Origin of the sequence: Pseudomonas sp. FSL R10-0399, assembly GCF_009600165.1 — a bacterium.
Lineage (GTDB): Bacteria > Pseudomonadota > Gammaproteobacteria > Pseudomonadales > Pseudomonadaceae > Aquipseudomonas > Aquipseudomonas helleri.
Genome location: NZ_WIWK01000004.1, coordinates 42,226 through 67,744 on the forward strand (window position 1 = coordinate 42,226; position 25,519 = coordinate 67,744).

Consider the following 25,519-nt stretch of genomic DNA (forward strand, 5'->3'; position numbering starts at 1 on the left):
GTATGATACACGCCGTCTTACTAATTAGCTAAATCCGTGGTATCTGGGGCCATTTTCATGCAAGCGTATCAGCGCGACTTTATCCGTTTTGCCATTGCTCGCGGCGTTTTGCGCTTCGGTGAGTTCACCCTGAAGTCCGGGCGTACCAGCCCCTACTTCTTCAATGCGGGCTTGTTCAACACCGGCTCCGCGCTGGCTCAACTGGGGCGCTTCTATGCCGCCGCCATCGTTGACAGCGGCATTGATTTCGACGTGCTGTTTGGCCCGGCTTACAAAGGCATCCCTTTGGCCGCGACCACCGCCGTCGCTCTGGCCGAGCACCATGATCGCGACATGCCATGGTGCTTTAACCGCAAAGAAGCCAAGGCTCACGGCGAAGGTGGCAGCCTGGTCGGCTCGCCGCTTGAAGGCGACATTCTGATCATCGACGACGTGATCACGGCCGGCACCGCCATCCGTGAAGTCATGCAAATCATTGACGCCCAGGGCGCCAAAGCGGCGGGCGTACTGATCGCCCTCAACCGCCAGGAGCGCGGCAATGGCGAACTGTCGGCCATCCAGGAAGTCGAGCGCGACTTCGGCATCCCGGTCGTCAGCATCGTGTCGTTGACCCAGGTGCTGCAATTTCTGGCCGAAGACGAAGCCTTGAAGCAACACCTGCCAGCCGTTGAAGCCTACCGGGCGCAGTACGGGATCTAAACAGCCCGCTGTTCCCCACGGGGGGAGGCACGACACCTGTCGCGCCTCCCCCGTTTTGTTTTGCGGATCAACCCGCCTGTGCGGCCAATTCAGCTTCGCGCCGGGCGATGGCGAGTTCCAGTTCCGGGGAGCGCTTGGCCCATTGCTCGGGCGGGAGGGGTTTGGACCATTCGATGATGTCGGGGTGGTCAAAGGCCGGTGGCGGCGAGAGTTTCCAGGTTTGCAGCATGAAGACGATGGGGCCGCCGAAAATGAAGATGCCGATAAATAACCACGCGGCCTTAAAAAACTCACCCTCGCGCAAATGGAGCCAAATACCTTTCGCGTATTCACAACAAGTGCCCCAGATAATTCCTCGCCCTTTCAAACTGCCACGACTGCCTTCAAAGTCATTCGTTTGCGGTAATGCATGAGGGCCAATCTCCATAAAACTGCGCATGCACTCCCACATTGACATTGCCGCTTCATTCCCCCCGCAATTAAAACCCCAATAAAAGTGCTTGTTATCTTCTTCAGCATGAGGGTCTGGATTATCAAAGCCTATAAACAGCATCCCTGAGGTATTCCGACCTGCTTGACTCACTGAAGAACTCTGCGCCGCAGCGGCGGTTACCGTTTCCCAAGGCACAATCCAATACTCGCCATCTTTACGCGGCACGCAGACTTCACGGCGTTGGCGATTAAAGCGAATGGGTAAAGGGGTTGGGCGGTAGAGCATATTAGCCAGCATTAGCGCAGGAATGCCTGTACTGACTCCGCCTATGACAAACATAATTTCACTAAAGTCAGGTGCTATGCTCAAAAACCCAAAAGCCATCCCAAAATAAAGCAATGCCATCGGCCATAAAATCATCAAAGCTGAACCAATGCTGTAATTACCAATATCTATAAATATGTCGTTTTTTCTCCAAACAAGGTTCAGTGTATCGATTGGCTTCTCCCCTGTTGGTATTGGCAAGGGAGCCAAATAATCTCGCTGTGAAAACAAGCCAGTGTTACTTGTCCCGGCGGTTGGTGCACTCATCGTTTGATGCCTGGCTGCAAAAAAATTGAACACTGTTGGCCGCCCAACGGATAACGCTTAGCGATATCCAACTCTGGCGTTGGGTCATTACGCAAAGCTATTACTCCAGTCGCGGCACTCAACGTGAATGCTACCCCTCGATCTCCACCCACAAAATTGTGGAGTCCTAGCATTGAAGTTAAAGGTGTGTTGTATCGCAAGCGCAAAAATACTGTTGTGGGTTTGGAGCCATACAAGTCAGGGACTGTGTTGAATGGGCCACTCAAGCGTAAACCCTGCCCTTGAGTATGCGGAATCCACTCACAACGACTTGCGAGCACCCAATAATTGCCAACATCTTGCATTGGCTCTTCAGGAGAGTATTTCCCCTGACCACTTTTTATCCGCTCACGCATTGCCAGGGTATCTAGTGGATTGCCAACCATACTTAACTCCAGATAAACATTACTGGGCTCAGCTCCTGGCAGATCAATGGTGAGGTTTTTGACCGGACTATTCACTACACCGGACTGCAAAGAACTCATCACGCTACTTTGCTCTTCGGATTCAAAGCTGATTCTAGGGACATAAAGAATCCCGTACAAACGATTAAGTTCGTCTTGCTGAGCATCCAAATTTATTGGATTTAGATCGCGGGCGCGAGACTTTGCCCAGCAGCAATTATTTAAAAAACTTTGCATCGGCGTTTGCTGAAAATACCAGGCAATCAGATACAACACGCCTAGTACAGCAATTAACAAATTAAGCGGCCCCATCCATAACAAGTACCCTCCCACTGCTGCGCTTACTGTGAGCCCTCCAGAAACCGATCTGAAGGTATAAATCAAACCGAACAAAGCCTGAGTTGTAAAGGCGATAACTTGACCACCTACTATATTTCGACGCATCGTTAACCACGGATCAATAGTACCGTGAGCATTTTCTATCTGTTTCTGTAAAGACAGAAACTCCATAGCAGCAGCACCTGCAGATAGACCACCAATCACACCCCCAAAAAGAGTTAAAACAGGGACACTAACCCAAGTATTATTGGGAAGCTTGAGTGCAATCGCCTTGTCCTTCACTCCTCCCCTGACCTGACTATCAATTACCGCCACCAATGCCGCCCCGGCATAGAGCGTTGCTGAATAAGTGTCGTATATCCGCTGCTGATCCATCCCCTCCAGTACTCCGGCATGCCCCAGATAATTACTGGCATTCCAGCTATTGAGCAGCAACGCCGTCAGAGCGATCAGGCCTCCGCTGTTTTTAACGGCGGGCGAGTCGACAATTTTTGCAATGTGGCCACGGCCGATGGCTTTACCGGTGGTATTAACCCATTGGGCAAGATCTTCTGCCGCCTTGCCAAACTGCACCAACATTTGGTGCTTACCTTGGGTTATTAACCGCAAACCAATTTGATGCCCCGCTCGGGTGGCACTCATTATCGCCAGCCAAGGCCCTTGTAATGGTTCGCCCGCTTTGCTGCCGAGCAGCAGCAACGACGCGCCTAAACGCTTTAAAAGGGTGTTCCACAAGCTATTGACGTTACCCGACCTAACACCAAGGTCAGACAGAATATTGATACCTTGTGGCCCCAACGCCTTGCTCAACGCCGCCATCGCATTGGCCTGATTTTCAACTTCTAGCGCAGCCATCAACTCCGTTGCGCGGCTGTTGGTATTGACCGCGCCTTCGAGTGTGGGGCTCCACCCATAAAACAACTGCCTTAACGCCCCGTCATCCGCACTGCGTACATAGTCCGCATATTGCTCAGCGCCAACTGTGCGCAAGCACTGCGCGCTCAGGCAGGCCAATGCCAGTTCATCCAGCCATTGGCGGTGGTCGCTAGCTTGATAATCCACAAACCACGTACCGCTATGGTGACGCGGCAGGTAAGTGCCACGATCGGCATAAAGGGCTTTGTGTCGCTCTTTCAGGTGATCAAAGTGTTTCGGGGCCGTTTCGTCGAGCCATTGGTTCATGGCGGGCAGATCGATGTATTGTTCGACTTTGTCGCTGGCGTGAGTGTTGTGCGTGTTACTGAGTTTATTAACCTGGTACTCAAGCACCATTTCCATAATTTCGTCATGAAACTTCAGCGGTATAAACCCGCGGATCGGCGCAACCGCAGCCTGTTCGCGAAGATGTATCTCGTGTAGTCGAATATCGGCTTGCTGCTTGGTGAATGGAGACCCATCAGGCACATTGGCGGCATAACGCTCTCTGGCCAGTTGTTCTAACCGAGTACGAGTGTCCAGCAACATCTGCGCCTGCTCACGCGTCAGTTCAATGTCCTGTTCCCGATAGCGGTAAATCAGCATCCCGATCACCTCGTCGGGATCCTCCGTAATCAAACTCCGCACAAACCCGCCAATACTCAGGCGCAAGTTGTTATCGGCCTGCCATTGTTCATGCCGCGACTCGATCAGTTCTTGCTCATGATTGATGTCACGTAAAACACCCAGGTCATCGTCAAGGCAGGCCAATACCGTGAACAACCCGCGTGACTGCGCATGAGCCTGTTCCATCAGGTCTTGCGTGCGGGTGGCAGCCCATTGTTCAGCGCTCCATTCACCCGGTGGCGTGACGTCGTCCGACACAGCCGGGTAGCTCGCCGACACTTTTTCCCGCTCATGCAGCCAATGCATGGCATCGGTGTAGGCCTTGATGTTGTCGGGTGTCGGGTCTGCCATGACCTTCTTGCCCAGTTCGTCCGCACTCTCGCGCAAGGCCGGTTGATGACGTCGGTAATCAATCGCCATCGCCAAGTCATAGGTGCTCGGAATCAACTCGGCCATGACGCTTTTCGATTCACTCAACGGTGCACAATGCGGCGCTTGCAGCGTATTGGCCACTTGTCGCAGGTCGAGTAGACGCATGCGTTTGGCGCGCTGTTGAGGGTCGTGTAGTTCGGCGCAGGCGGCCGGGTTGAGGGGGATTTCGCTGTAGAGCAGCCAGGCGTCTTGTTGCTTGGCCAGCGCCAAGCCACTCAAGGTGCCGGACTGGACGACGGTGTCATCCTCATCCAGACCCTGGCTGAGCAGCAGGTTGTTTTCAGCCACTGCATATCGCTGCAATGGGCCGCGGCCTTGCCACACATAGACAAACCCTGCGCGCAACAGGCGCGCAGCCATCGGGTGGCTTTGGGTCTGTGTGCCGGGCTGGCACGCCGGATGGCTGGCGGGTTCTTCGCTGAGGGCGTAACGCACCGGAACGACAAATAAATGCGGCTGGCTAGCCGGGCACTGTTGAACGGTGCTGTTGATGTCAACGTGTTCGCAGGCACTGGCGGCGCGCCGGGCCTCAGACAGGTTGACCATTGAGGCCAGACGTTTATCAAGGTTCATAGCGCACGCTCTGCAGGCTTCATTTGCGTCATCAATGCGTCCAGTAACTGCTCCAGACGCTGTTCGGGGGCGACTGCTCGCTGGCTCAACACCTGGCGATAGACCGCATGCTCCGGGCCTTCGGGAAACTCATCACCGAAGGCGGCATACAGGCTTGCCCAGGCCATGACTTCGTCATCGGCGCTGTAGCCCTGGCGCGCTGCATTGCGCTGACAACCCAGCGCCCATGCCTGTTGCCCCGGCTCGTCCAACCCCTGCAAACACGGCGCAAAGTAGCGCTGGCCATGCTCAACAAGGCGCTGTGTAAAGTGCTCGCGCCGGGCTTGGCACAGATGCTCCAGCGTCTGTGCACTTAACGTCAGCCACGGCGTCGTCGCGTAGCGGGCGCAGGGTTGATGCGGGTTGTTCTGCTGGATAACCACACCCTCCGGCAGCCTGATGACGCGAACCGGGCCCATCAGTTGATCCCGCTCAGCCTCTGCCAGATCTGCCAGCCACAGGCGGGTAATGCACGGGTCGTAGAAACGGAAAAAAGCCGTGACATTGCCCGCAAGCCGGACATGGATCAGGCTACGCAGGTGCTCTAAAACAAGGGTTTCGTCTGCGTCAGACTCCAGCCAGATACCCGCTCGACCCTGCCAATGCTCAATAAAGGTGTTGGCCAGCGCACTGCCCGGTTCGACGCTAACCAGCACCGGGCCAAAAGAAGCCATCTCGGCATAGCGGGTAGTCAGGTACAGCGAATGCGCAACCGTGATGTTCGCCAACTCAAACAGGCGCGCATAGATGTTCGGGATCAGATGGCTGTCGAGCAGCAGGTAAGCGCGGGTCATGCCTGCCCCTCCTGCAAGGCTTCGCAGGCCAGGCACACGGGCGCCCGTTTCGCACTGGCACTGGCGAAGGCGCGTTTTTGCGACTCAAGCGCCAGTGCCGTCATGGCCTCGACCCCCTCCGTACTGGCCGGCACTGCCGGCATGCCCGGTATTGGCACCCCGCCGGGCAAGATCGGTGAACTGCTGTAAATCCCCACCGGCGTGAGTTGCAGGTGTTGACCACCCGCCATCAGGGTCAGCAGCGGGCCGCCATCGACCACCAGCGTTGCCCCGGCCTTGAAATGCGCGTGCACCCCGGCTTCAACAGCCATAACCATCCCCACCCGTGTGTGGCTGGTCATGGCGACGGCCTGGAAGTCATTCCCTTGCACTTGCACTTTGCGATCGCCGCTGACGGTTTGCTGGTCTTCGCCCTTGAGCACTACCACGCTGGCGCCGCTGATAGTTTCTTCGCGCTGGCCATCGATCTGCAAGCGGCTGTCGTTCTCAATGTGTTGCTGCATGTCGCGCTGGGCATGCAGGTAGATTTTTTCGTGGCCCTGGCGGTCTTCAAGGCGCAATTCGTTGTAGCCGCCACCGCCCGGCGTGCTGCGACTGCGCAAGGTGCTTTGGGTTTTATCGACAGGCAGTTTGAGCGGCGTCGGGGTCATGCTCGACACCAGGCAGCCTGAAATCACCGGCTGATCGACATCACCCTCCAGGTAGCTGACCAGTACTTCCATGCCGATCCGCGGAATCGTCACCGCGCCATAACTGTCGCCCGCCCAACTGGAGGCCACGCGCAGCCAGCAACTGCTGGTGTCGTCGCTCGCCCCGCTGCGGTCCCAATGGAAGCTGACCTTGACCCTGCCGAACGCGTCGCAGTGGATCTCCTGCCCCGCCGGGCCGGTAACGCGGGCTGTCTGGCTGCCATGGATGCGCGGCTTGGCAAACACCACGGGCGAGCGGTACGTCACGCCCTCGGGGATCGCCACAAAGTGGTTGCGATAGCCTTGGCTAAAGCCCGGCGAATGCAAGAGCGTTGAGCGCCCACCTTGCTCTTCAAGCACCTGCGGCTGCTTGCCTTCATGGTGAACGTGGGTCAGTAGCCACGGCACATTCCAGTCGCTAACAGGGTGCTCGCTGAGGGTTAAAAAGTGACCACTGCTCAAGGTCGGCTGATCACTGTGACCGCTGGCCTGGCGATAATCGCTCTGATGCTGCTCCAGCGCTCGCTGGCTTTGTCGCTCGCCTTGAGCATCGCTAGTAAAGCGACCGGGGTAGGTGTAATGCTCAAGCGGGCGGTGTTTGAGGTCGCTATGGCTGTTGGCCTCCAGCGTGCGGCTGGCAGCTTTAAAGTCGTAATCACGCCGCGCTGTGCTGTTGGTTCGGGTTTGCAAACGCAGATCCATCCCCTGAATCGCCGCCGAGTCGGCCGCCATCCCGCCGCTGGGTATGTAAGGCGTTGCCGGTTGCAGCGAGGTAAAAGCCGCCTGTCCATCACCGAACTGTAAGTAGTGGGCATCAGACGAATGCTTGAAGTGGTAATGCATGCCCTCTTCAAAACACAGCCGCTGAATGAAATGCAGGTCGGATTCGGCGTACTGCACACAGTACTCGCGAGGTTCGTAGGTCGATTGCAGCGTGAAACCGTACGCATTGCCGAGAATGCCGTGCTCTTCGAGCAGGGTTTCGATGATCTGCTGCACGGTCTGGTTCTGGAAAATGCGCTGATTGGTGCGGTGTTTCAGGTAGGCCAAACGCGGCACCAGCGTCAGGCGATAGTGCGTGAGGCGCTTGCCAGGGCTGCATCGGACGATCTGATAAATCTGCCCGTGGATACCGCGCCCAAGGTCATCAAAGGCCAAAAAAGCCGGGGTGTGCAGCAGCGCTTCAAGGTCCAGATCTGCGCGATCACACACCAACTCAACGTCAAAGGCAAAGGGCGTGTTGAGCGCTTCGTCACCGCTGAAGGCCAGCACCTCAACAGGATGAGGGCAACGGTTGATGTTCAGCCTGAACGAGTTGTCGCGAGCAAATGCGGGCATCCATGACTCCTCTGACGTGAGGTCAGCGCAAAGGAGTGAACGCTAAAGGATGGGCACAGCGCAGGATGTAGGAGGAGTCTCTACTTACGAGGGAATACGGCCTTCGTTGTCGGAGATCCGTAAATCTGTGTGGGAGCAGGCTTGCTCGCGATCTTTTAAACGGTCAAAAGATCGCGAGGCAAGGCTCGCGCCTACAGCGGGAGGGTTGAGGCTTAAGCAGCAGGCTTGCTGTTGCTGATCAACGTGCCCACACCGGTGTCGGTGAAGATTTCCAGCAGTACGGCGTTCGGTACACGACCATCGACAATGTGCGCGGTGGTCACGCCACCTTGCACGGCTTCCAGCGCGCATCGAATCTTCGGCAGCATGCCGCCGTAGATGGTGCCGTCTTCAATCAGCCCGTCGACCTGCGCGGTGGTCAGGCCGGTCAGCACATGACCTTCCTTGTCCATCAAGCCGGCAATGTTGGTGAGCAGCATCAGCTTTTCAGCTTTCAGCGCCTCAGCCACTTTGCCCGCCACAAAGTCAGCGTTGATGTTGTACGACTCGCCGTCCGGGCCTACACCAATCGGTGCGATAACCGGGATGAAGTCGCCCTTGGTCAGCATGTTGAGCAAATCGGTGTTGATCCCGGTGACTTCACCCACATGACCGAAGTCGATGATTTCAGGCGTGGTCATTTCCGGGGTCTGGCGCTTCACCACCATCTTTTTGGCCTGGATCAGACCGGCATCTTTGCCGGTCAGCCCGATAGCGCTGCCGCCATGACGGTTGATCAGGTTGACGATTTCCTTGTTCACATGACCGCCCAGGACCATTTCAACAACGTCCATGGTTTGCGAGTCGGTCACGCGCATGCCGTCGATAAAATGACTCTCGATGGACAAACGCTTGAGCAGATCACCGATTTGCGGGCCGCCACCGTGGACCACGACCGGGTGGATACCCACCGCTTTCATCAGCACGATGTCGCGCGCAAAACCGGTTTTCAGGTCATCGTTTTCCATCGCGTTGCCGCCGTACTTGATGACCAGCGTCTTGCCGACATAGCGGCGAATGTAAGGCAGCGCTTCGGACAAAACCTTGGCGACGTTAGAGGCGGCATCACGTTCGAGGGTCATTCAGGGCTCCGGTAAAACTCAGTCGATCAAAACGGTAGTTGAAGATCAGGTGCCACACGCTTGAGTTGAGCGTGGAAGACATCCTTGATGCGTTGCAGTTCGGCCTCGGTATCAGCCTCAAATCGCAGCACCAGCACCGGCGTGGTGTTGGACGCGCGAACCAGGCCCCAGCCTTGTGGATAGTCGACGCGCACGCCGTCAATCGACGTCAGCTCGGCGGCCTCACCCCATTGGGCGTCATGCAGGGCTTCAATGATGCTGAATTTGCTCTCATCCGTCACATCGATATTAATTTCTGGCGTAGAAATATCGTTCGGGAAGGTCTCAAACAGCTCTTCAGCGGTCTGCTGTTGTTTGCTGAGAATCTCCAGCAGGCGTGCAGCGCTGTAAATGCCGTCATCAAAGCCGAACCAGCGCTCTTTGAAAAAGATATGCCCGCTCATTTCACCGGCCAGCAAGGCACCGGTCGCTTTCATCTTCTTCTTGATTAACGAATGACCGGTCTTCCACATCAATGGGCGACCACCGTATTCCTTGATCAGCGGGGTCAGACGACGGGTGCACTTCACATCGAAGATGATCTCGGCGTTCGGGTTGCGCTCCAGCACGTCCTGGGCAAACAGCATCAGCAAGCGGTCTGGGAACACCATGGTGCCGGTGTTGGTCACCACGCCCACGCGGTCGCCGTCGCCGTCGAAAGCCAGGCCCAGGTCGGCATTGGTTTCTTTTACCTTGGCGATCAGGTCTACCAGGTTTTCAGGTTTGCCCGGGTCCGGGTGGTGGTTCGGGAAGTTGCCGTCCACCTCGCAGAACAACGGGATCACCTCACAGCCCAGCGCCTCCAGCAGTTGCGGCGCGATCACGCCGGCAGCGCCATTGCCGCAATCGACCACGACCTTGAGCTTCTTGGCCAGCTTGATGTCTTTGACAATTTCATCGGCGTAGCGCGACAAAATATCAACGCGCTCGATGCTGCCTTCGCCCCACGTCAGGTCGTTGTTTTTCAGGCGCGTATGCAGCGCCTGGATCTGCTCGTTGGCCAGGGTGTCACCGGCGATCACGATCTTGAAACCGTTGTAGTTCGACGGGTTATGGCTACCGGTGAGCATCACGCCCGACTTGCCCGCCAACACGTTGGCCGCGTAGTACAGCGCAGGTGTGGGCACCAGGCCCACATCGCTGACCTGGCAACCGCTGTCAGCAACGCCCTGGATCAAACGCTCGACCAGCGCCGGGCCAGACAAACGACCGTCACGGCCGATCGACACATGGGGCTCGCCTTTGGCCAGGCTCTCGGAACCAATGGCGCGGCCAATCCAGTAGGCGGTTTCAGCGGTCAGTGTTTCTGGCACCACACCGCGAATGTCATAGGCGCGAAAAATGGTGTCAGGGAAGTTGGGGGCGACCGAAGCAGGGCTGCTCATTACAGGGAAGACTCCATTCTTGAAGAGTTTGGGGAACGCGATTAAGGATTAGAGAGTGCCGGAATGCCCGAAACCGCCAGCGCCACGCTGGCTTTCATCGAATTCCTCGACCAACTCAAAGTGCGCCTGCACCACCGGCACCAGCACCAGTTGAGCAATGCGCTCGCCGATGGTGATGTTGAAGGCCGTTTGACCACGGTTCCAGCACGACACCATCAACTCGCCCTGGTAATCGGAGTCGATCAGACCCACCAGATTACCTAGCACGATGCCATGTTTGTGGCCAAGGCCCGAGCGCGGCAGGATCAACGCAGCCAGGCCCGGATCGCCGATGTACACCGACAGGCCGGTCGGGATCAACAGGGTTTGGCCCGGTTCCAGCACGGTGTCTTCTTTGAGCATGGCGCGCAGATCAAGACCTGCGGAGCCAGGGGTGGCGTATTGCGGCAGCGGGAATTCGGTACCAATGCGTGGATCAAGGATTTTGGCTTGCAAAGCGTGCATTCGAGTTAAACCTGGTTCAGACGTTCGGCGATAAAAGTGATCAGCTGGCGGGCAATCTTGCCCTTGCTGGTCTGGGCAAATACGGTGGCGTGCAGATCGCGGTCAATCACGCTGCAGGCGTTCTCTTCGCTGTTGAAGCCGATGCTGGGGTTAGCCACATCGTTGGCCACAATCAGGTCGAGATTTTTGTCTTTCAGCTTGCGCGCGGCGTAATCGAGCAAGTGCTCGGTCTCTGCGGCAAAGCCGACACTAAAAGGGCGGTCCGGGCGCGTTGCAATGGTGGCCAGAATGTCTGGGTTGCGCACCATTTGCAGCAGCAGGCCGTCGCCTTTCGTAGGGTCTTTCTTGAGTTTTTGCGGGGCAACGACTTCCGGGCGGTAATCTGCAACCGCAGCTGACGCGATAAACACGTCACACGGGATCGCAGCCTCACACGCGGCGAGCATGTCGCGGGCGCTGACAACGTCAATGCGGCTGACGCGATCAGGCGTGGGCAAATGCACGGGGCCAGTGATCAGCGTGACACGGGCGCCCGCCTCAACCGCCGCTTCGGCCAGGGCAAAGCCCATTTTCCCGGAGCTGTGGTTGGTGATGTAGCGCACCGGGTCGATGTTCTCTTGGGTCGGGCCTGCCGTGATCAGCACGTGCTTGCCGGTCAACGCCAGATGCTGGAAGCACTCGGCCGCGCAGTGCACCAGGTCATCGGCTTCGAGCATGCGGCCAAAACCCACGTCGCCGCAGGCCTGGCTGCCGGAGGCCGGGCCAAACACCTTGAGGCCACGGCTCTGGAGCAGTTGGGTGTTGGCTTGGGTGGCCGGGTCACGCCACATGGCCTGATTCATGGCTGGGGCGATGGCCACTGTGGCGTCCGTGGCCAGCACCAGCGTGGTCAGCAAATCATTGGCCAGGCCTTGGGCCAGACGGGCGATCAAGTCTGCAGTGGCCGGGGCGATCAGCACCAAGTCAGCCCATTTGGCCAGCTCGATATGGCCCATGGCCGCTTCTGCCGCCGGGTCGAGCAAATCCAGATGAACGGGGTGTCCAGACAAGGCCTGCATGGTCAGCGGGGTGATGAACTCACTGCCGCCGCGCGTCATGACCACGCGCACTTCTGCGCCTTGGTCCAGCAGGCGGCGAACCAGCTCTGCACTCTTGTAAGCAGCAATGCCGCCGCCGACGCCCAAAACAATGCGTTTTCGATACAGCCGCTGCATAGGCCTGCCTTCTAGTTCGATGATGACTGCGCGGAAAATGGCCAAATGCCACGCAAAAATGATGGGCTAAGATAACACAGCGCTTGCTACGGAACAGCGGCGCACCCACACACGGAGGTGTCATGAGTATCAGAAATTGGCCCGCGGCCGAGCGTCCGCGCGAGAAACTTTTGGAACACGGATCGGCCAGCCTTTCGGATGCCGAACTGCTGGCAATCTTCCTGCGCACTGGGGTTTCGGGCAAAAGTGCTGTCGATTTGGCGCGGCATCTACTCACCGAATTCGGCAGCTTGCGCGCTTTGCTGGAGGCGGATTTGGGGGTGTTCAGTCGCCAGCTCGGGCTCGGCCCTGCCAAGTTCACCCAACTGCAAGCGGTACTGGATATGGGCCGCCGCCACTTGGCCGAGCGTCTGCGCCGGGACTCCGCGCTAGAGAGCCCGCAGGCGGTTCGCGATTACTTGAAATCCTTGCTGCGCCACGAACCCCACGAAGTGTTCGGCTGCCTGTTTATGGACTCCAAACACCGCATGCTCGCCTTTGAAGTGCTGTTCAGAGGGTCGATCGACAGCGCCAGCGTTTACCCGCGCCAAGTGGTCAAACGGGCGCTGGCGCACAACGCGGCGGCCGTTATTTTTTGTCATAACCACCCGTCCGGCAATTCAGAGCCCAGCCAGGCCGACCGCACCCTGACACAGCGCCTCACGGAGGCGCTGGATCTGATCGAAGTGCGGGTGCTGGATCACTTCATCGTCGGTGAAGGTGAGCCGCTGTCGATGGTCGAACACGGCTGGATGTGACGCTTAAGGCTTAACGCTAACCGTCGAAAAGTCCTGACGTCCAAACGGGCTTACCTGATAACCCTGTACGTCTTTACGGGTTAACGCGTAGGCCGTTGGATGTGCCAGCGGCAGCCACAAAGCCTGCTGCTGAATCTCTGCCTGAGCCTTTTGATACAGCGCGCTGCGCTTGTCTTGATCGCTGATGGTTTTGCCCTGGCTGATCAGTGTGTCGAGGGTTTTGTCGCAATAGCGGGCAAAGTTGGTCCCGGACTTCACCGCTGCACATGAAAACTGCGGCGCCAGGAAGTTGTCCGGGTCACCGTTATCACCCGCCCAGCCCATAAACAGCAAATCGTGCTCGCCCGCCTTGGCGCGACGAATCAACTCGCCCCACTCAATCACGCGGATATCCGCCTGAACGCCAATTTTCGCCAGATCCGCCTGCAACAACTGCGCACCCAGGCTTGGATTAGGGTTCAGCACGCTGCTGGTCGGGCGCGTCCAGATCGTGGTTTTAAAGCCGTCCTTGAGGCCCGCTTTGGCCAACAACTCTTTGGCCTTTTGCGGATCATGGGCATAACCCGGCAGGTCTTTGGCGTAGCCCCAGGTGTTAGGCGGGTAAATACCGTTGGCCGCCTGCCCGCTGTTTTCGAACACCGCCTTGAGGTACGTGTCCTTGTCGAACGCCAAATTGATGGCCTGACGCACTTCTGGCTTGTCCAGCGGCGGATGCTGACTGTTGATGGCCACGAACGCGGTCATAAAGGCAGGCGTTTGCGCGACGGCCAGGCTGGTGTCCTTGAGGGCCGCATCAACATCCAGCGGTTTAGGCGAGAGGGCGATCTGGCACTCGTTGCGCCGCAGTTTTTGCAGCCGCACATTGGCATCCGGGGTGATGGCAAAAATCAGAGCGTCAACCGCAGGTTTACCGGCGAAATAGTCCGGGTTGGCCTTATAGCGCACCACGGCATCCTTCTGGTAACGGCTGAACACAAACGGCCCCGTCCCGATGGGCTGACTGTTCATCAGCTCAGGGGTCCCCGCCTTGAGCAATTTGTCGGCGTATTCAGCCGAATAGATCGACGCAAAGCCCATGCTCAAGGCCGGCAGGAAGGTGGAGTCCGGGTGGCTGAGAGTAAAACGCACCGTCAGCGGATCCGGGGTCTCAATCTTCTTGATCAGCTCGGGCAACTGCAGCGACTGCGCATGCGGGAAGCCGCTCTGCGCTACTTTGTGCCACGGGTTGGCCGGGTCGAGCATGCGCTCGAAGCTGAAACGCACGTCATCGGCGTTCAACTCACGCGTCGGCGTAAAGTAAGGCGTGGTGTGGAACTTGACCCCGGGGTGCAGCTTGAACTCGTACACAAGGCCGTCAGGCGACACTGACCAGCTTTGCGCCAGGCCCGGCACCAACTTGGCCGCTTTGGCGTCATAGTTCACCAGGCTGTTCATCAGCACGTCTGCCGAAGCATTGGTGGTGGTGAGCGAGTTGTACTGCACTACATCGAACCCTTCCGGGCTTGCCTCGGTGCACACACTCAAGGTGGCTGCATGAGCCAACGGGCTCAGGCACAGGGTGAGCAAAAAGGGGGCAGCAGCGAGACGCATATTCTGATTCCTTTGCAAGTCGTTGGCCCATCTGCAAGTGCAGTCTGGAAAACGCCTACCCTAGTGTTCTGATTGCCAAATGACTACTTTTTAATAGCATCGAATAATCGTTGGAGCTGCCGAAGGCTGCGATCTTTTGATCTCCCTTCATGAGAAGACCGCAATATCTTCAACCACGCAGCCTTCGGCAGCGACTACGTTTGTTAAGGCCCGTATCGAAATTGGCCGGCACCTCACCTGAAACCTTTCATCTCGCGACGAGCGGTCGCCGCACGTCCGGCATAGGCTTTACCGTGGATTGCAGCTAGAATGCGGCCTTTATTAATCACTAGAAATCACACTGCATGTTGTTGCGCTTTAGTCTTTCTGGTATAAAGCAGCGCTCTTTTCTAGGGGCCCGGTTCCTTCGTTTGTAGGTGTAGCCGGTAAGACCCTTAAAGAAACGCGGCGCCTGGCGCCAAATGACTGAGAGATTAAGCGGCCAACCCATGCCGGGTTGGGCATGTGGTTTTAGAGGGCTGAGGCATGTCGAGAGTCTGTCAAGTTACCGGTAAGGGTCCGGTGACTGGGAATAACATTTCCCACGCAAATAACAAAACCCGTCGTCGTTTCCTGCCGAACCTGCAGCATCACCGCTTCTGGGTTGAAGAAGAGAAACGTTTCGTGCGTCTGCGCGTATCTGCTAAAGGCATGCGTATCATCGACAAGCGTGGCATCACTGTCGTGCTGGCCGAAATCCGTCGCGCTGGCAAGATCTAAGGGAGCTAATCATGCGTGAATTGATCCGTTTGGTGTCGAGCGCTGGTACAGGCCATTTCTACACCACAGATAAGAACAAGCGCACCACTCCGGACAAAATCGAAATCAAAAAATTCGATCCGCGGGTTCGCAAGCACGTTATCTACAAAGAAGCCAAAATCAAGTAATTGGTTTTTCTTCTACAAAAAAGGCCCCTATCTCACGATACGGGCCTTTTTTGTTGCCTACAGAACAGCCAATGCGGGTTTAACCGCAGATCTGGCTACCCACTCGATTCTGGTCATCGACCAGCACGCGCAGGCGGTATGCGTTGTACTCTTTGGTGTAACCTTTGCCCGGATGCTCGATGCGAACATCTTTGGCGCCGTAGCTGGTGCGCAAAAATTCGACGACCTCAGGTGTCGCCTGAGGTGGAACCAGGTAGTTGATCGCCAGGTTGGTGTTGCACTTGCCGTTTTCGTTCGCCACAGCGGTTAAAGGCACTGCCCCCAAAGCCACAGCACCTGCCAGCAGAACACCTTTTAACGTTGTAAAAGCAGTCATAAATAATCCTTACCTAATAAGTGTGAAAGGTGAAATCACCCGTCACGGCGTACTCATTCCGTGAGCCGCCTTCGCCTTTAGAGACTGGCTCAGATTGACCCGGCAGGCCGGGGCCAGCTGTTTCAAGATCTGTGCGCCACGCATCTGATGACGAACAATAAAAAAGCCCTGCCATCCGTGAATGGCAGGGCTTTTGATGGCTCTAAACAGGGCGTATCAGGACTCCTGCTCAAACGCCACGTAAAACTTCCGACATGGCTCAAGCACTTCCCACGTGCCCTTGAACCCCGCCGGGATGACAAAACGATCACCCGCACGCAGGGTCTTGGCGTTACCTTCTCGGTCACGCAATACCGAAACGCCCTGCACAATTTCACAATATTCATGCTCAGTGAAATTGACCTCCCACTGGCCCACGTCGCTTTCCCACATGCCGGCATTTAATTGCCCACAGTCGCTGGCGTAATGGTTATGCAAAATCTGCTCAGGGTTGCCCTTCAAGAGCTTCTCGGGGGCCGGTGTGTAACGCTCGGCTTGGGTATTGGCGGTGTTGAAGTCGACGACGTTTTCAATGCTCATTGATTGATCCCCCCGAAATAACAGCGTGATAGGCGTGAAAGCCTGAAGTCTATGTTTATTAAAACGAACAAGCCATGCTGTTTACGACCTCTCTGTCAAATATATTGAAAGTCCCCAGGACACTGGTTTAGGGTGGCACATGCCTCGTGCCGATCATTCTGGATGATTGGCCAGCATTCCGGACACGCCACGCTACACTCGCGCTGGCGTAGGTATTTCAATCAAGAGGAGGACACTCGAATGACCACCCTGACGCGTAGTGACTGGGAACAACGTGCCCAACAGCTGAAAATCGAAGGTCGCGCCTTCATCAACGGTGAATACACCGACGCGGTCTCCAAAGAAACGTTCGAGTGCCTCAGCCCGGTCGATGGCCGCTTGCTGGGCAAGGTTGCCAGCTGCGATAGCGCAGACGCCCAACGCGCTGTAGAAAACGCGCGTGCGACCTTCGAATCCGGCGCCTGGTCCCGTCTGGCGCCAGCCAAACGTAAAGCCGTGATGATCCGCTTTGCCGGCCTGCTCAAGCAACACGCCGAAGAGCTGGCCCTGCTTGAAACCCTGGACATGGGCAAACCGATCAGCGACTCGCTGAACATCGACGTGCCAGGCGCTGCCAATGCCCTGAGCTGGAGCGGTGAGGCCATCGACAAGATTTACGACGAAGTGGCCGCCACCCCGCACAATCAGCTCGGCCTGGTTACCCGCGAAGCAGTGGGCGTGGTTGGCGCCATCGTGCCGTGGAACTTCCCGCTGATGATGGCCTGCTGGAAACTCGGCCCGGCCCTGTCGACCGGTAACTCGGTGATCCTCAAACCGTCCGAAAAATCCCCGCTGACCGCCATCCGCATCGCGGCATTGGCCGTTGAAGCCGGTATTCCTGCTGGCGTGCTGAACGTGCTGCCGGGCTACGGCCACACCGTCGGCAAGGCGCTGGCCTTGCACAATGACGTCGACACCCTGGTGTTCACCGGCTCGACCAAAATCGCCAAGCAACTGCTGATTTACTCGGGCGAGTCCAACATGAAACGCGTCTGGCTCGAAGCCGGCGGCAAGAGCCCGAACATCGTCTTTGCCGACGCCCCGGACCTGCACGCTGCGGCCAAGGCGGCGGCCAGCGCCATTGCCTTCAACCAGGGTGAAGTCTGCACCGCCGGTTCGCGCCTGCTGGTCGAACGTTCGATCAAAGACACTTTCCTGCCGCTGGTTATCGAAGCGCTCAAAGAGTGGAAGCCGGGCAACCCGCTGGACCCATCGACCACCGTGGGCGCGCTGGTCGACACCCAGCAAATGAACACCGTGCTGTCGTACATCCAGTCGGGTCACAGCGAAGGCGCCAAACTGGTCACCGGCGGCAAGCAGATCCTCCAGGAAACCGGCGGCACCTACGTTGAGCCGACCATTTTCGACGGCGTGAGCAACGCGATGAAAATCGCCCAGGAAGAAATCTTCGGCCCAGTCCTGTCGGTGATTGCTTTCGACACCGCCGCCGAAGCCATCCAGATTGCCAACGACACGCCATACGGCCTGGCCGCAGCGGTGTGGACAGCGGACATCTCCAAGGCGCACCTGACCGCCAAAGCCCTGCGCGCTGGCAGCGTGTGGGTCAACCAATACGATGGCGGCGACATGACCGCGCCGTTTGGTGGCTTCAAACAGTCGGGTAACGGTCGCGACAAGTCGCTGCACGCGTTCGACAAGTACACCGAGCTGAAATCCACCTGGATCAAGCTGTAACACAACACGTGTAACACCCTGTGGGAGCGGGCTTGCCCGCGGTACTGGCGCTTCGCTGCGCTGGCATCGCGAGCAAGCCCGCTCTCACGTTGCATTGACCTTTTTTGGGAGCACAGACATGCGTTGGGCGACCTATTTTGCCGTGCTGGCCTCCGTGCTCAGCGTCGGTTTGGCGCTGGGCGTGAGCATGCCGCTGGTGTCGTTCCGGCTCGAAAGCTGGGGCTACGGCGGGTTTGCCATTGGCGTGATGGCCGCCATGCCGGCCATCGGCGTGCTGGTAGGCGCCAGCGTGGCCAGCAAGCTCGCGGCACGCGTGGGCACACCGGCCCTGATGCGTCTGTGCTTATGGGCCGGGGCCCTGTCGATCGGCTTGCTGGCGTTGCTGCCCAGCTACCCGGTGTGGCTGGTGCTGCGCCTGCTGATCGGGGTGGTACTCACGGTCATTTTTATTTTGGGCGAAAGCTGGATCAACCAACTGGTGGTCGAGCAATGGCGCGGCCGCCTAGTCGCACTGTATGGCTGCGCGTACGCCCTGAGCCAACTGTCCGGGCCGCTGTTGCTGGGCGTGGTGGGCTCAGAGGGCGACTACGGCTTCTGGATCGGCGTGGCTCTGCTGACACTGGCGCCCTTGCTGTTGCTGGGCCGCGACGGCGCGCCCGTCACTGAAGCGTATCGCGTGACTTTCAAGGACTTGCTGGAGTTCTGTCGCGGCTTGCCAGCCATTGCCTGGGCCGTGGCGCTGTTTGCCGCCTTTGAGGCGATGATTCTGACGTTGCTGCCGATCTATTGCCTGCGCCAGGGCTTTACTGCCGACATCGCTCTGGCGATGGTCAGCACCGTGGTGGTGGGCGATGCCCTGCTGCAACTGCCGATTGGCGCGCTGGCAGACCGTGTGTCACGGCGCTCGCTGTTTACCGGTTATGCGGTCCTGCTGATGCTGTCGAGCCTGGCAGTGCCTTTGCTACTCAACACTTTGCTGATCTGGCCGCTGTGGGTGATTTTTGGCGCCAGCGCGGGCGGGCTGTTTACCTTGTCACTGATCTTGATTGGCGAACGCTACCGCGACGACGCCCTGGTGCGGGCCAACGCCCACGTGGCGCAGTTGTGGGGCATTGGCTGCCTGATCGGGCCGCTGGCTGCAGGCGCTGGCAGCCAATGGATCAGCGGCCACGCCTTGCCGCTGTTTATGGCCGCCGGGGCATTTGGCCTGGTGATATTGGTACTGCGCCAAGGCGCATTCGGGGCGGAGCAAACTGCCACCTAGCACTACAACATCTTCTCCAGCCCAACCGTCTTGCTGAACCACGCATTTAGCCGGCGCCACCAACTGCCCGGCTCGCAGGTCAGGGTGTGCAACTGGCCGTGATCTTCGGTCACCCAGACGATCTGCCCTTTCTCCAGCACCGGCTCATAACTCAACGCGTGCGACATACCTTGCAAGGCCAGGTCGCGCGCCTGGGCGGCCAGTTCCGGGCTGTCCACCAACACGCCGACTTCGGTGTTCCACAAACCCGAGCGCGGGTCGAAATTGAACGAGCCGATAAACGACTTGCGCTGATCGAAGATCATCGCCTTGCTGTGCAAACTCGAATCAGAACTCAAGCCCGGCTTGAACAGGTGCAACCCGCTGCCGCCCGTGCTCCCCGGCTGACGGCGCAGCTCATACAGCTTGACCCCATGTTCCAGCAGCGCCTTGCGATACGGCGCGTAGCCACCGTGCACAATCGGCACGTCCGTGGCCTCCAGCGAATTGGTCAGCAAGCGCACATCAACCCCGGCATCGGCGCGCCCGGTCAGGTACACCAAGCCCGTCTCGCCAGGCACAAAATACGCCGAAATCAAAATCAGCTCTTTGTTGACCCCGGAAAGGTCCGGGGCCAATTGGGTGGTCAGCAATAAGTGCGGATCCGGCTCGCCCTCCGCCAGCACCTTGCTCGGTGCATCCCACAGCGCCTGGTTCCACGCCCAAATCAACTCGCTGCGCCACACGTCCAGTTGCGGATCGGTTTCGTAAGCGGCGAGTTGCTGATACAGCGCCTGATGCGCCGCTTTCGACTGTTTGAGCGAAGCCTCCAGCGCGCCACGGGCCTTGGTCAACTCCACGTGGGACAGCCGCGAAGAAACAAAATCGCCAATCGGCTGGCTCAGCGCGCTGTTCCAGTACTGGTCAAAACTGTGTCCCAGCTGTTCAGCCACCGGCCCCACACTGAGCAGGTCGATGTCGGTGAAGTTCAAATCCGGTTCGGCATCGAAATACTCATCGCCCAGATTGCGCCCGCCCACAATCGCCACGCTGTTGTCGGCCAGCCACAGCTTGTTGTGCATGCGCCGGTGCTGGCGCGACAGATTGAACAGCCGCCCCATGGCCCGGGTCACGCCGGTACTGCGGCCCAGTTGCAACGGGTTGAACAGGCGGATTTGAATGTTGGGATGGGCCGCAAGGGTCGCCAGAATGTCGTCCAGCCCATCGCTGGCAGTGTCATCCAGCAAGATGCGCACGCGCACCCCGCGATCCGCGGCCTTGAGCAACTCGTCGATCAACATGCGCGTACTGAGCCCGTCATGGACGATGTAGTACTGCAAATCGAGGCTGGTCTGCGCGTTGCGGATCAGCTCGGCGCGTGCCCAAAACGCTTCACTGCCCCTGGGCAATAAACGAAACCCCGAGCGGCCTTGATACGCCGCCGCCTGATCCTGAATCGAACGGCCAAAGGCCGAGCCCGACGCCGGTAATGCCTGACTCGGCTCACGGTTGACTTGCACGGTGCTACACCCTCCCAGCCACAACGCGAACAGCAATATGCACAGTGATTTCAACGTGTGGTGCCCCATTAATGCTCGGCATGATTTGCGGCTTGTGCCAACAGCGCGCTGGCAGCTTCACCGACTTTACGCACCGCTTCTTCGATCTGGAGCGTCGGTTTGGCAGCGTAGTTCATTCGTAAACAATGACGGTACTTGCCGGACGCCGAAAAAATACTGCCCACGGCAATCTGTACGCCTTGCGCCAGCAACGCGCGGTTGAGGCGCAAACTGTCGAAACCGTCTGGCAGCTCCAGCCAGAGCAAAAAGCTACCCTGAGGTCGGCTGGCGCGGGTGCCCGGCGGAAAATAGCGGCTGACCCAACCGAGCATCAAGTCGCGATTACGCTGGTATTGCGTGCGCATCTTGCGCAAATGGGGCTCGAAATGGCCATTTTTCAAGAACTCGGCCACGGCCAGTTGCGGGTGCGGTGCCGTTGAGCCGGTGTTGATGTATTTCATGTGCAGCACCCGCTCCAGATACCGTCCCGGCGCGACCCAGCCCACGCGCAGACCGGGTGCCAGGGTCTTGGAAAACGAACTGCATAAAAGCACGCGGCCATCATCGTCGAACGACTTCACAGTACGCGGACGCGGGTAGGTGTAGGCCAGCTCGCCGTACACATCATCCTCGATAATGGCCACATCAAAGCGCTGCGCCAAGGCCACCAGCGCCCGCTTGCGCGCCTCGGGCATGATGTAGCCCAGCGGGTTGTTGCAACTGGGGGTGACCTGAATCGCCTTGATCGGCCACTGCTCCAGCGCCAGTTCGAGCGCTTCGAGGCTGATGCCGGTGAGCGGATCGGTGGGGATCTCCAGCGCTTTCATGCCCAACCCCTTGAGGGTTTGCATGGCGCCGTGAAAGCTCGGCGAGTCGACCGCAACAATATCGCCCGGCTCACACACCGCCCGAATGCTGCACGACAGGGCTTCATGGCACCCGGTGGTAATCACCAGATCCTGAGCGCCCAACTGGCAGCCTGAGTCGAGCAACAAGCGCGCGATTTGCTCACGCAAGGCCAACACGCCGTAGACGTTGTCGTAATGCAGGCCGGGCAAATCGAGGCGCCGGCTGATCTGCGCCAGGCTGCGCAGCAGCGGCTTGATGGTCGGCGTGTATACGTCCGGCATGCCGCGTCCCAGCTGTATGACGTCTTTTTGCGGCACCGAACGCACCAGCTCCAGCACCTGCTCCCACTGAGAGATCTCCACCGGGCGCTGCGCCGGTTTGCCCATGCCCGGTAAAGCGGGCAACTCGCGCTCCATCGGCACGAAATAACCCGACTTGGGGCGCGGCAACGCCAGTGCCTGGTCCTCCAGCACGCGATACGCCTGCTGCACCGTGCTCAAGCTGACACCGTGCTCGACGCTCAAGGCCCGCACCGACGGCAGGCGGTCGCCGGGCCGGTAAAAGCCCTGCTTGATGCGTGTACCCAGCAACTCGGCGAGGTTGATGTAAAGGGTCATGGCGGGGCTCTTGAAAGGAGGACCAGTACAGATAGGGTAAAAACCAAGGATTCAGCGCTTAAAAGCCCGCATCTGTATGCAGTTAATAGCTGAATGCTGAATCTGTCATGGTTTTCGGCGTAAGGCCATCATGCTGACTCAATGCAATGGAGTCAAAAGGAGCTGCGCGATGAATGCCTTTAGCGATGTACACCCGAAACCTAACAGCCAGCCTACGCACCTGGGACGCTGGAGTCTGTTCTGGCATCGCTCCCGCACCCGCCGCGCCTTGCGCAAGCTGGACGCGCAGCAACTGCAAGACGTGGGCTTGAGTGCCGAAGTGGCCAGACACGAAGGCCGCAAACCGTTTTGGCGCTCTTGATACATCTTTGTAGGAGCGGGCTTGCCTCGCGATCTTTTAAAGATCAAAAGATCGCGAGACAAGCTCGCTCCTACAGCAATCAGGCGAGTTCTTTGAGCCGGTGCCAGAGCATACCCAGCGCCAGCAACGGCGAGCGCAGGTATTTGCCGCCCGGGAAGGTGATGTGCGGGACCTGATTAAACAGATCAAAACCGGTGCTGTGCTGGCCGCTGATGGCTTCGGCCAGCAACTTGCCCGCCAGGTGCGTGGCGTTCACCCCGTGGCCTGAGTACGCCTGGGCGTAATACACGTTGGGTTGGTCCGGCAGGCGGCCAATCTGCGGCAAACGGTTGGCGCCAATCCCGATCATGCCGCCCCACTGGTAATCAATCTTCACGTCTTTAAGGTGCGGGAACACGTCCAGCATCTTGGGCCGCATGTAAGCACCAATGTCCTGCGGGTCGCGGCCCGAATAATGGCAGGCACCGCCGAACAGCAAGCGGCGATCCGCCGAGAGCCGGTAGTAATCCAGCGCCACGCGCTGATCGCACACCGCCATGTTTTGCGGCAGCAAGGCGTGGGCCTGCGCTTGGGTCAACGGCTCGGTGGCAATGATGTAGCTGCCCGCCGGCAGGACTTTCCCGCTGAGGTGCGGGTTCAAACCCTGAAGGTAAGCGTTGCAGCCCAGCACCAGGGTTTTCGCGCGGACCGAGCCTTGCGCGGTGTGCACACGCACTTCGGGGCCGTAATCGATACGGGTGACGGCCGAGTGTTCGAACAGTTTTACGCCCAGCTGAGCCGCAGCAGCGGCCTCACCCAAGGCCAGGTTAAGCGGGTGCAGGTGGCCCGAGCCCATGTCGATAAACCCGCCCACGTAACGATCCGAGCCCACCACGGTGTGCACTTCGTTGGCTTGCAGCAGGCGGGTTTCGTGGCGATAGCCCAAGTCGCGGAGTTCTTGCGCCTCCTCGGCAAAGCCTTCGAGGTCGCGGGGCTTGTTGGCCAAGTCGCAGTAACCCCAGGTCAGGTCGCAGGCGATGTTGAACCGCTCGACGCGCTGGCGGACGATCTCAACCGCCTCCAGCCCCATGAGCTTCATTTGCCGCACGCCGTCTTTGCCGATCACCCCTTCAAACTGGTCCAGGCCATGGCCGACACCGCGAATCAGTTGCCCGCCGTTACGCCCGCTGGCACCCCAACCGATTTTATGGGCTTCAAGCAGGACTACGCTCATGCCGCGCTCGGCCAGTTCCAGCGCCGTGTTCAGCCCGGAAAACCCGCCACCGACCACGCACACATCGGCCACCACGTCACCTTGCAACACCGGATGGTCAGGCTGCGGCAAGCTGCTGGCGGCGTAATAAGAGGCGGTGTGCTGGCTGCGCTGAACGGGGGCGCTCATGTGCGTAATCCTGATTGTTTATGTTTGGAAAATTTTACGGAGCATAAGCCGTGCCAATCGCGAGGGGCAAGACCGGCCGTACGATGCTGTCTAGGCCGCTGCTTTTCAGGCAGACTCTGCGGCCTTTTCACGTGCAATGGGCAATAAATGAGCTGCAACAGTCATAAAATCCGCTTTCTCAGGCAGCAAATTCCGTCGTTTGAATGCGTGCCGGGTTGCCATGACTGCTGTGGGCCTGTGACCACGTCATCGGAAGAAATGGCCCGTTTGCCGCGCAAGACCGCAGCCGAGCAAGAAGCCGCCCTGAATGAGCTGAACTGTGTGCACCTGGGGCCGAACGGCTGCACGGTGTATGACGAACGCCCGCTTATTTGTCGTCTGTTCGGCACCACGCCGACGCTGCCCTGCCCCAATGGCCGCCGCCCGCTGGAGATGATTCACCCCAGCGCGGAGAAGCTGGTGCATGAGTACATTGCCAGCACCCGGCAGGTGCTGGTTTAACGCACCGTTATTGGGCCAGGCTAGAAGTGCTTTGCCCTACAGCCAAGCCGGCGCGAATCGCAGCCAACGCGGCCAGGTAGTAGGTTTTGCCGTCAGGCGACTCCGCGAACGTCACAAACTCTTCCAGCTCCGGGTCCGACAAGTCGCGGTACACGTACAACAACGTGTTATCCAGCTCCCCTGCGATCTGCTCCATCAGCCGCTGGCGCTGGCCGTTGAGCGCGCCTTGTACCTGTGTGCTGCCCAGCAGGCCAGGAATCATCGCACTCAGGCTGTCTGCCGCCACACCGGCAATGGCCAGCGTGACCTCAGCCCCTGCCTCGCTCGCTGGCAAGGCATTGGACAAATGGTTAATCAGCAACTGACGCGTGGCGCTCGCCTCAACCCGCGGCAAGCCTTGCGCGTGCTTGGCCAACTGATCACGGCGGGTGGCCAACAATTCAGCGGCCACAATTTTACGGCCCAGCTCTGTCTGGAAAAAAGCCAGGGCTGGATCAGGATTCGGCAGCTTCTCGCGCATCTGCCCTTTGGCTCGCTGGTCCATCGCCTGCGCGGCAAAACGCTGGCTGCTGTTGTTGACCAGCGCCTGATAAACCGCAGGCGGCAAGTTGTTGCGGTAGCGCTCTTGAGCGGCATTAAGGGCGTCAGTGAAATGCGCGCGTTGCTCAGGCCAACCGGCAACGGTGAATAGATCATCGAGGTGGTCTGCCCATGCGGGTAACGAACAACACATCATTAACAGTAAAAACAAGCGGCGCATGAAGGACTCCTGTCAGCTAGGCGCTATTGTCCGGGGCCAGCGTAGGACTTGTCGAGAATTCGTCTCGCCCC

Annotated in this window: 22 protein-coding genes and 1 pseudogene; 8 read left to right on the top strand and 15 right to left on the bottom strand. The window is 58.5% G+C overall.

Going from position 1 to position 25,519, the window contains the following annotated elements; all coding sequences use genetic code 11:
- Window positions 1–57 precede the first annotated feature (57 nt).
- On the top strand, window positions 58–699 hold the full coding sequence (pyrE, locus tag GHO41_RS01975; RefSeq protein WP_153432841.1) for an orotate phosphoribosyltransferase: 642 nt from the start codon (window positions 58–60) through the stop codon (window positions 697–699).
- A 67-nt stretch (window positions 700–766) separates the two neighbouring features.
- Here pyrE and GHO41_RS01980 read toward each other — a convergent pair whose 3' ends face one another.
- The 8 genes and pseudogenes from GHO41_RS01980 to coaBC form a co-directional block, all read right to left on the bottom strand.
- Entirely contained in the window at window positions 767–1,723 is a 957-nt protein-coding gene (locus tag GHO41_RS01980) for a DUF6708 domain-containing protein (protein ID WP_153432842.1), read from the bottom strand.
- Window positions 1,720–5,052 carry a toxin VasX gene (locus GHO41_RS01990; RefSeq protein ID WP_178126457.1) on the bottom strand — a complete coding sequence of 1,111 codons (3,333 nt, stop codon included), beginning with the start codon at window positions 5,050–5,052 and terminating at the stop codon, window positions 1,720–1,722. Before GHO41_RS01990 ends, GHO41_RS01980 begins: the two co-directional genes overlap by 4 nt.
- Window positions 5,049–5,885: a DUF4123 domain-containing protein gene (locus tag GHO41_RS01995; protein ID WP_153432843.1), complete on the bottom strand. Its 837-nt coding sequence runs from the start codon at window positions 5,883–5,885 to the stop codon at window positions 5,049–5,051. The genes GHO41_RS01990 and GHO41_RS01995 overlap by 4 nt, the downstream gene beginning before the upstream one ends.
- Window positions 5,882–7,912 (bottom strand): type VI secretion system tip protein VgrG, encoded by a 2,031-nt coding sequence (locus GHO41_RS02000; RefSeq protein WP_153432844.1) that lies wholly within the window; start codon window positions 7,910–7,912, stop codon window positions 5,882–5,884. The genes GHO41_RS01995 and GHO41_RS02000 overlap by 4 nt, the downstream gene beginning before the upstream one ends.
- A 212-nt stretch (window positions 7,913–8,124) precedes the next feature.
- The gene (argB, locus tag GHO41_RS02005; RefSeq protein ID WP_048387078.1) at window positions 8,125–9,033 is read right to left on the bottom strand and encodes an acetylglutamate kinase; all 909 of its coding nucleotides are present in this window, start codon (window positions 9,031–9,033) and stop codon (window positions 8,125–8,127) included.
- A 26-nt stretch (window positions 9,034–9,059) separates the two neighbouring features.
- Window positions 9,060–10,436 (bottom strand): annotated as a pseudogene (locus tag GHO41_RS02010) (phosphomannomutase/phosphoglucomutase); the annotation flags it as partial.
- Between the two features lie 69 nt (window positions 10,437–10,505).
- Window positions 10,506–10,961 carry a dUTP diphosphatase gene (dut, locus tag GHO41_RS02015; RefSeq protein ID WP_048387082.1) on the bottom strand — a complete coding sequence of 152 codons (456 nt, stop codon included), beginning with the start codon at window positions 10,959–10,961 and terminating at the stop codon, window positions 10,506–10,508.
- Between the two features lie 5 nt (window positions 10,962–10,966).
- Window positions 10,967–12,175, bottom strand: coding sequence for a bifunctional phosphopantothenoylcysteine decarboxylase/phosphopantothenate--cysteine ligase CoaBC (gene coaBC, locus GHO41_RS02020; RefSeq protein WP_048372415.1), 1,209 nt, complete (start codon window positions 12,173–12,175; stop codon window positions 10,967–10,969).
- A 122-nt stretch (window positions 12,176–12,297) separates the two neighbouring features.
- On the opposite strand from coaBC, the gene radC reads away from it, so the two are divergent.
- Window positions 12,298–12,972 (top strand): DNA repair protein RadC, encoded by a 675-nt coding sequence (gene radC / locus GHO41_RS02025; protein ID WP_153432846.1) that lies wholly within the window; start codon window positions 12,298–12,300, stop codon window positions 12,970–12,972.
- A gap of 3 nt (window positions 12,973–12,975) precedes the next feature.
- Here the strand turns inward: radC and GHO41_RS02030 are convergent, their stop codons facing one another.
- On the bottom strand, window positions 12,976–14,562 hold the full coding sequence (locus GHO41_RS02030) for an ABC transporter substrate-binding protein (protein ID WP_153432847.1): 1,587 nt from the start codon (window positions 14,560–14,562) through the stop codon (window positions 12,976–12,978).
- Between the two features lie 525 nt (window positions 14,563–15,087).
- On the opposite strand from GHO41_RS02030, the gene rpmB reads away from it, so the two are divergent.
- Together rpmB and rpmG are read left to right on the top strand one after the other, a co-directional pair.
- On the top strand, window positions 15,088–15,321 hold the full coding sequence (rpmB, locus tag GHO41_RS02035) for a 50S ribosomal protein L28 (RefSeq protein WP_019410280.1): 234 nt from the start codon (window positions 15,088–15,090) through the stop codon (window positions 15,319–15,321).
- Between the two features lie 11 nt (window positions 15,322–15,332).
- Window positions 15,333–15,488 carry a 50S ribosomal protein L33 gene (gene rpmG, locus GHO41_RS02040; RefSeq protein WP_003437824.1) on the top strand — a complete coding sequence of 52 codons (156 nt, stop codon included), beginning with the start codon at window positions 15,333–15,335 and terminating at the stop codon, window positions 15,486–15,488.
- A 79-nt stretch (window positions 15,489–15,567) separates the two neighbouring features.
- Here the strand turns inward: rpmG and GHO41_RS02045 are convergent, their stop codons facing one another.
- Together GHO41_RS02045 and GHO41_RS02050 are read right to left on the bottom strand one after the other, a co-directional pair.
- Window positions 15,568–15,864: an I78 family peptidase inhibitor gene (locus tag GHO41_RS02045; protein WP_123750715.1), complete on the bottom strand. Its 297-nt coding sequence runs from the start codon at window positions 15,862–15,864 to the stop codon at window positions 15,568–15,570.
- A 216-nt stretch (window positions 15,865–16,080) separates the two neighbouring features.
- Complete coding sequence (locus GHO41_RS02050) at window positions 16,081–16,443, bottom strand: cupin domain-containing protein (protein ID WP_123750714.1); 363 nt, start codon at window positions 16,441–16,443, stop codon at window positions 16,081–16,083.
- Window positions 16,444–16,683: 240 nt separating this feature from the next.
- On the opposite strand from GHO41_RS02050, the gene GHO41_RS02055 reads away from it, so the two are divergent.
- Together GHO41_RS02055 and GHO41_RS02060 are read left to right on the top strand one after the other, a co-directional pair.
- Window positions 16,684–18,177, top strand: a complete 1,494-nt coding sequence (locus tag GHO41_RS02055) for an aldehyde dehydrogenase (protein ID WP_048372429.1) — start codon at window positions 16,684–16,686, stop codon at window positions 18,175–18,177.
- A gap of 118 nt (window positions 18,178–18,295) precedes the next feature.
- The gene (locus GHO41_RS02060) at window positions 18,296–19,441 is read left to right on the top strand and encodes an MFS transporter (protein ID WP_153432848.1); all 1,146 of its coding nucleotides are present in this window, start codon (window positions 18,296–18,298) and stop codon (window positions 19,439–19,441) included.
- A gap of 2 nt (window positions 19,442–19,443) precedes the next feature.
- Here the strand turns inward: GHO41_RS02060 and GHO41_RS02065 are convergent, their stop codons facing one another.
- Window positions 19,444–21,009, bottom strand: coding sequence for a phospholipase D family protein (locus GHO41_RS02065; protein ID WP_153432849.1), 1,566 nt, complete (start codon window positions 21,007–21,009; stop codon window positions 19,444–19,446).
- A complete protein-coding gene (locus GHO41_RS02070) occupies window positions 21,009–22,445 on the bottom strand; it encodes a PLP-dependent aminotransferase family protein (protein WP_153390051.1) in 1,437 nt (478 codons plus the stop codon). Before GHO41_RS02070 ends, GHO41_RS02065 begins: the two co-directional genes overlap by 1 nt.
- 169 nt (window positions 22,446–22,614) lie before the next feature.
- Between GHO41_RS02070 and GHO41_RS02075 the strand changes: the two genes are divergently transcribed.
- Entirely contained in the window at window positions 22,615–22,806 is a 192-nt protein-coding gene (locus tag GHO41_RS02075) for a DUF1127 domain-containing protein (RefSeq protein WP_256677163.1), read from the top strand.
- A gap of 79 nt (window positions 22,807–22,885) precedes the next feature.
- Here the strand turns inward: GHO41_RS02075 and GHO41_RS02080 are convergent, their stop codons facing one another.
- On the bottom strand, window positions 22,886–24,187 hold the full coding sequence (locus GHO41_RS02080; RefSeq protein ID WP_153334447.1) for an FAD-binding oxidoreductase: 1,302 nt from the start codon (window positions 24,185–24,187) through the stop codon (window positions 22,886–22,888).
- 147 nt (window positions 24,188–24,334) lie between these two features.
- On the opposite strand from GHO41_RS02080, the gene GHO41_RS02085 reads away from it, so the two are divergent.
- A complete protein-coding gene (locus tag GHO41_RS02085; RefSeq protein ID WP_048372442.1) occupies window positions 24,335–24,688 on the top strand; it encodes a YkgJ family cysteine cluster protein in 354 nt (117 codons plus the stop codon).
- Window positions 24,689–24,695: 7 nt separating this feature from the next.
- On the opposite strand, the gene GHO41_RS02090 is transcribed toward GHO41_RS02085, so the two are convergent.
- Window positions 24,696–25,448, bottom strand: coding sequence for a DUF2059 domain-containing protein (locus tag GHO41_RS02090; protein ID WP_048372444.1), 753 nt, complete (start codon window positions 25,446–25,448; stop codon window positions 24,696–24,698).
- Window positions 25,449–25,519: the final 71 nt, after the last annotated feature.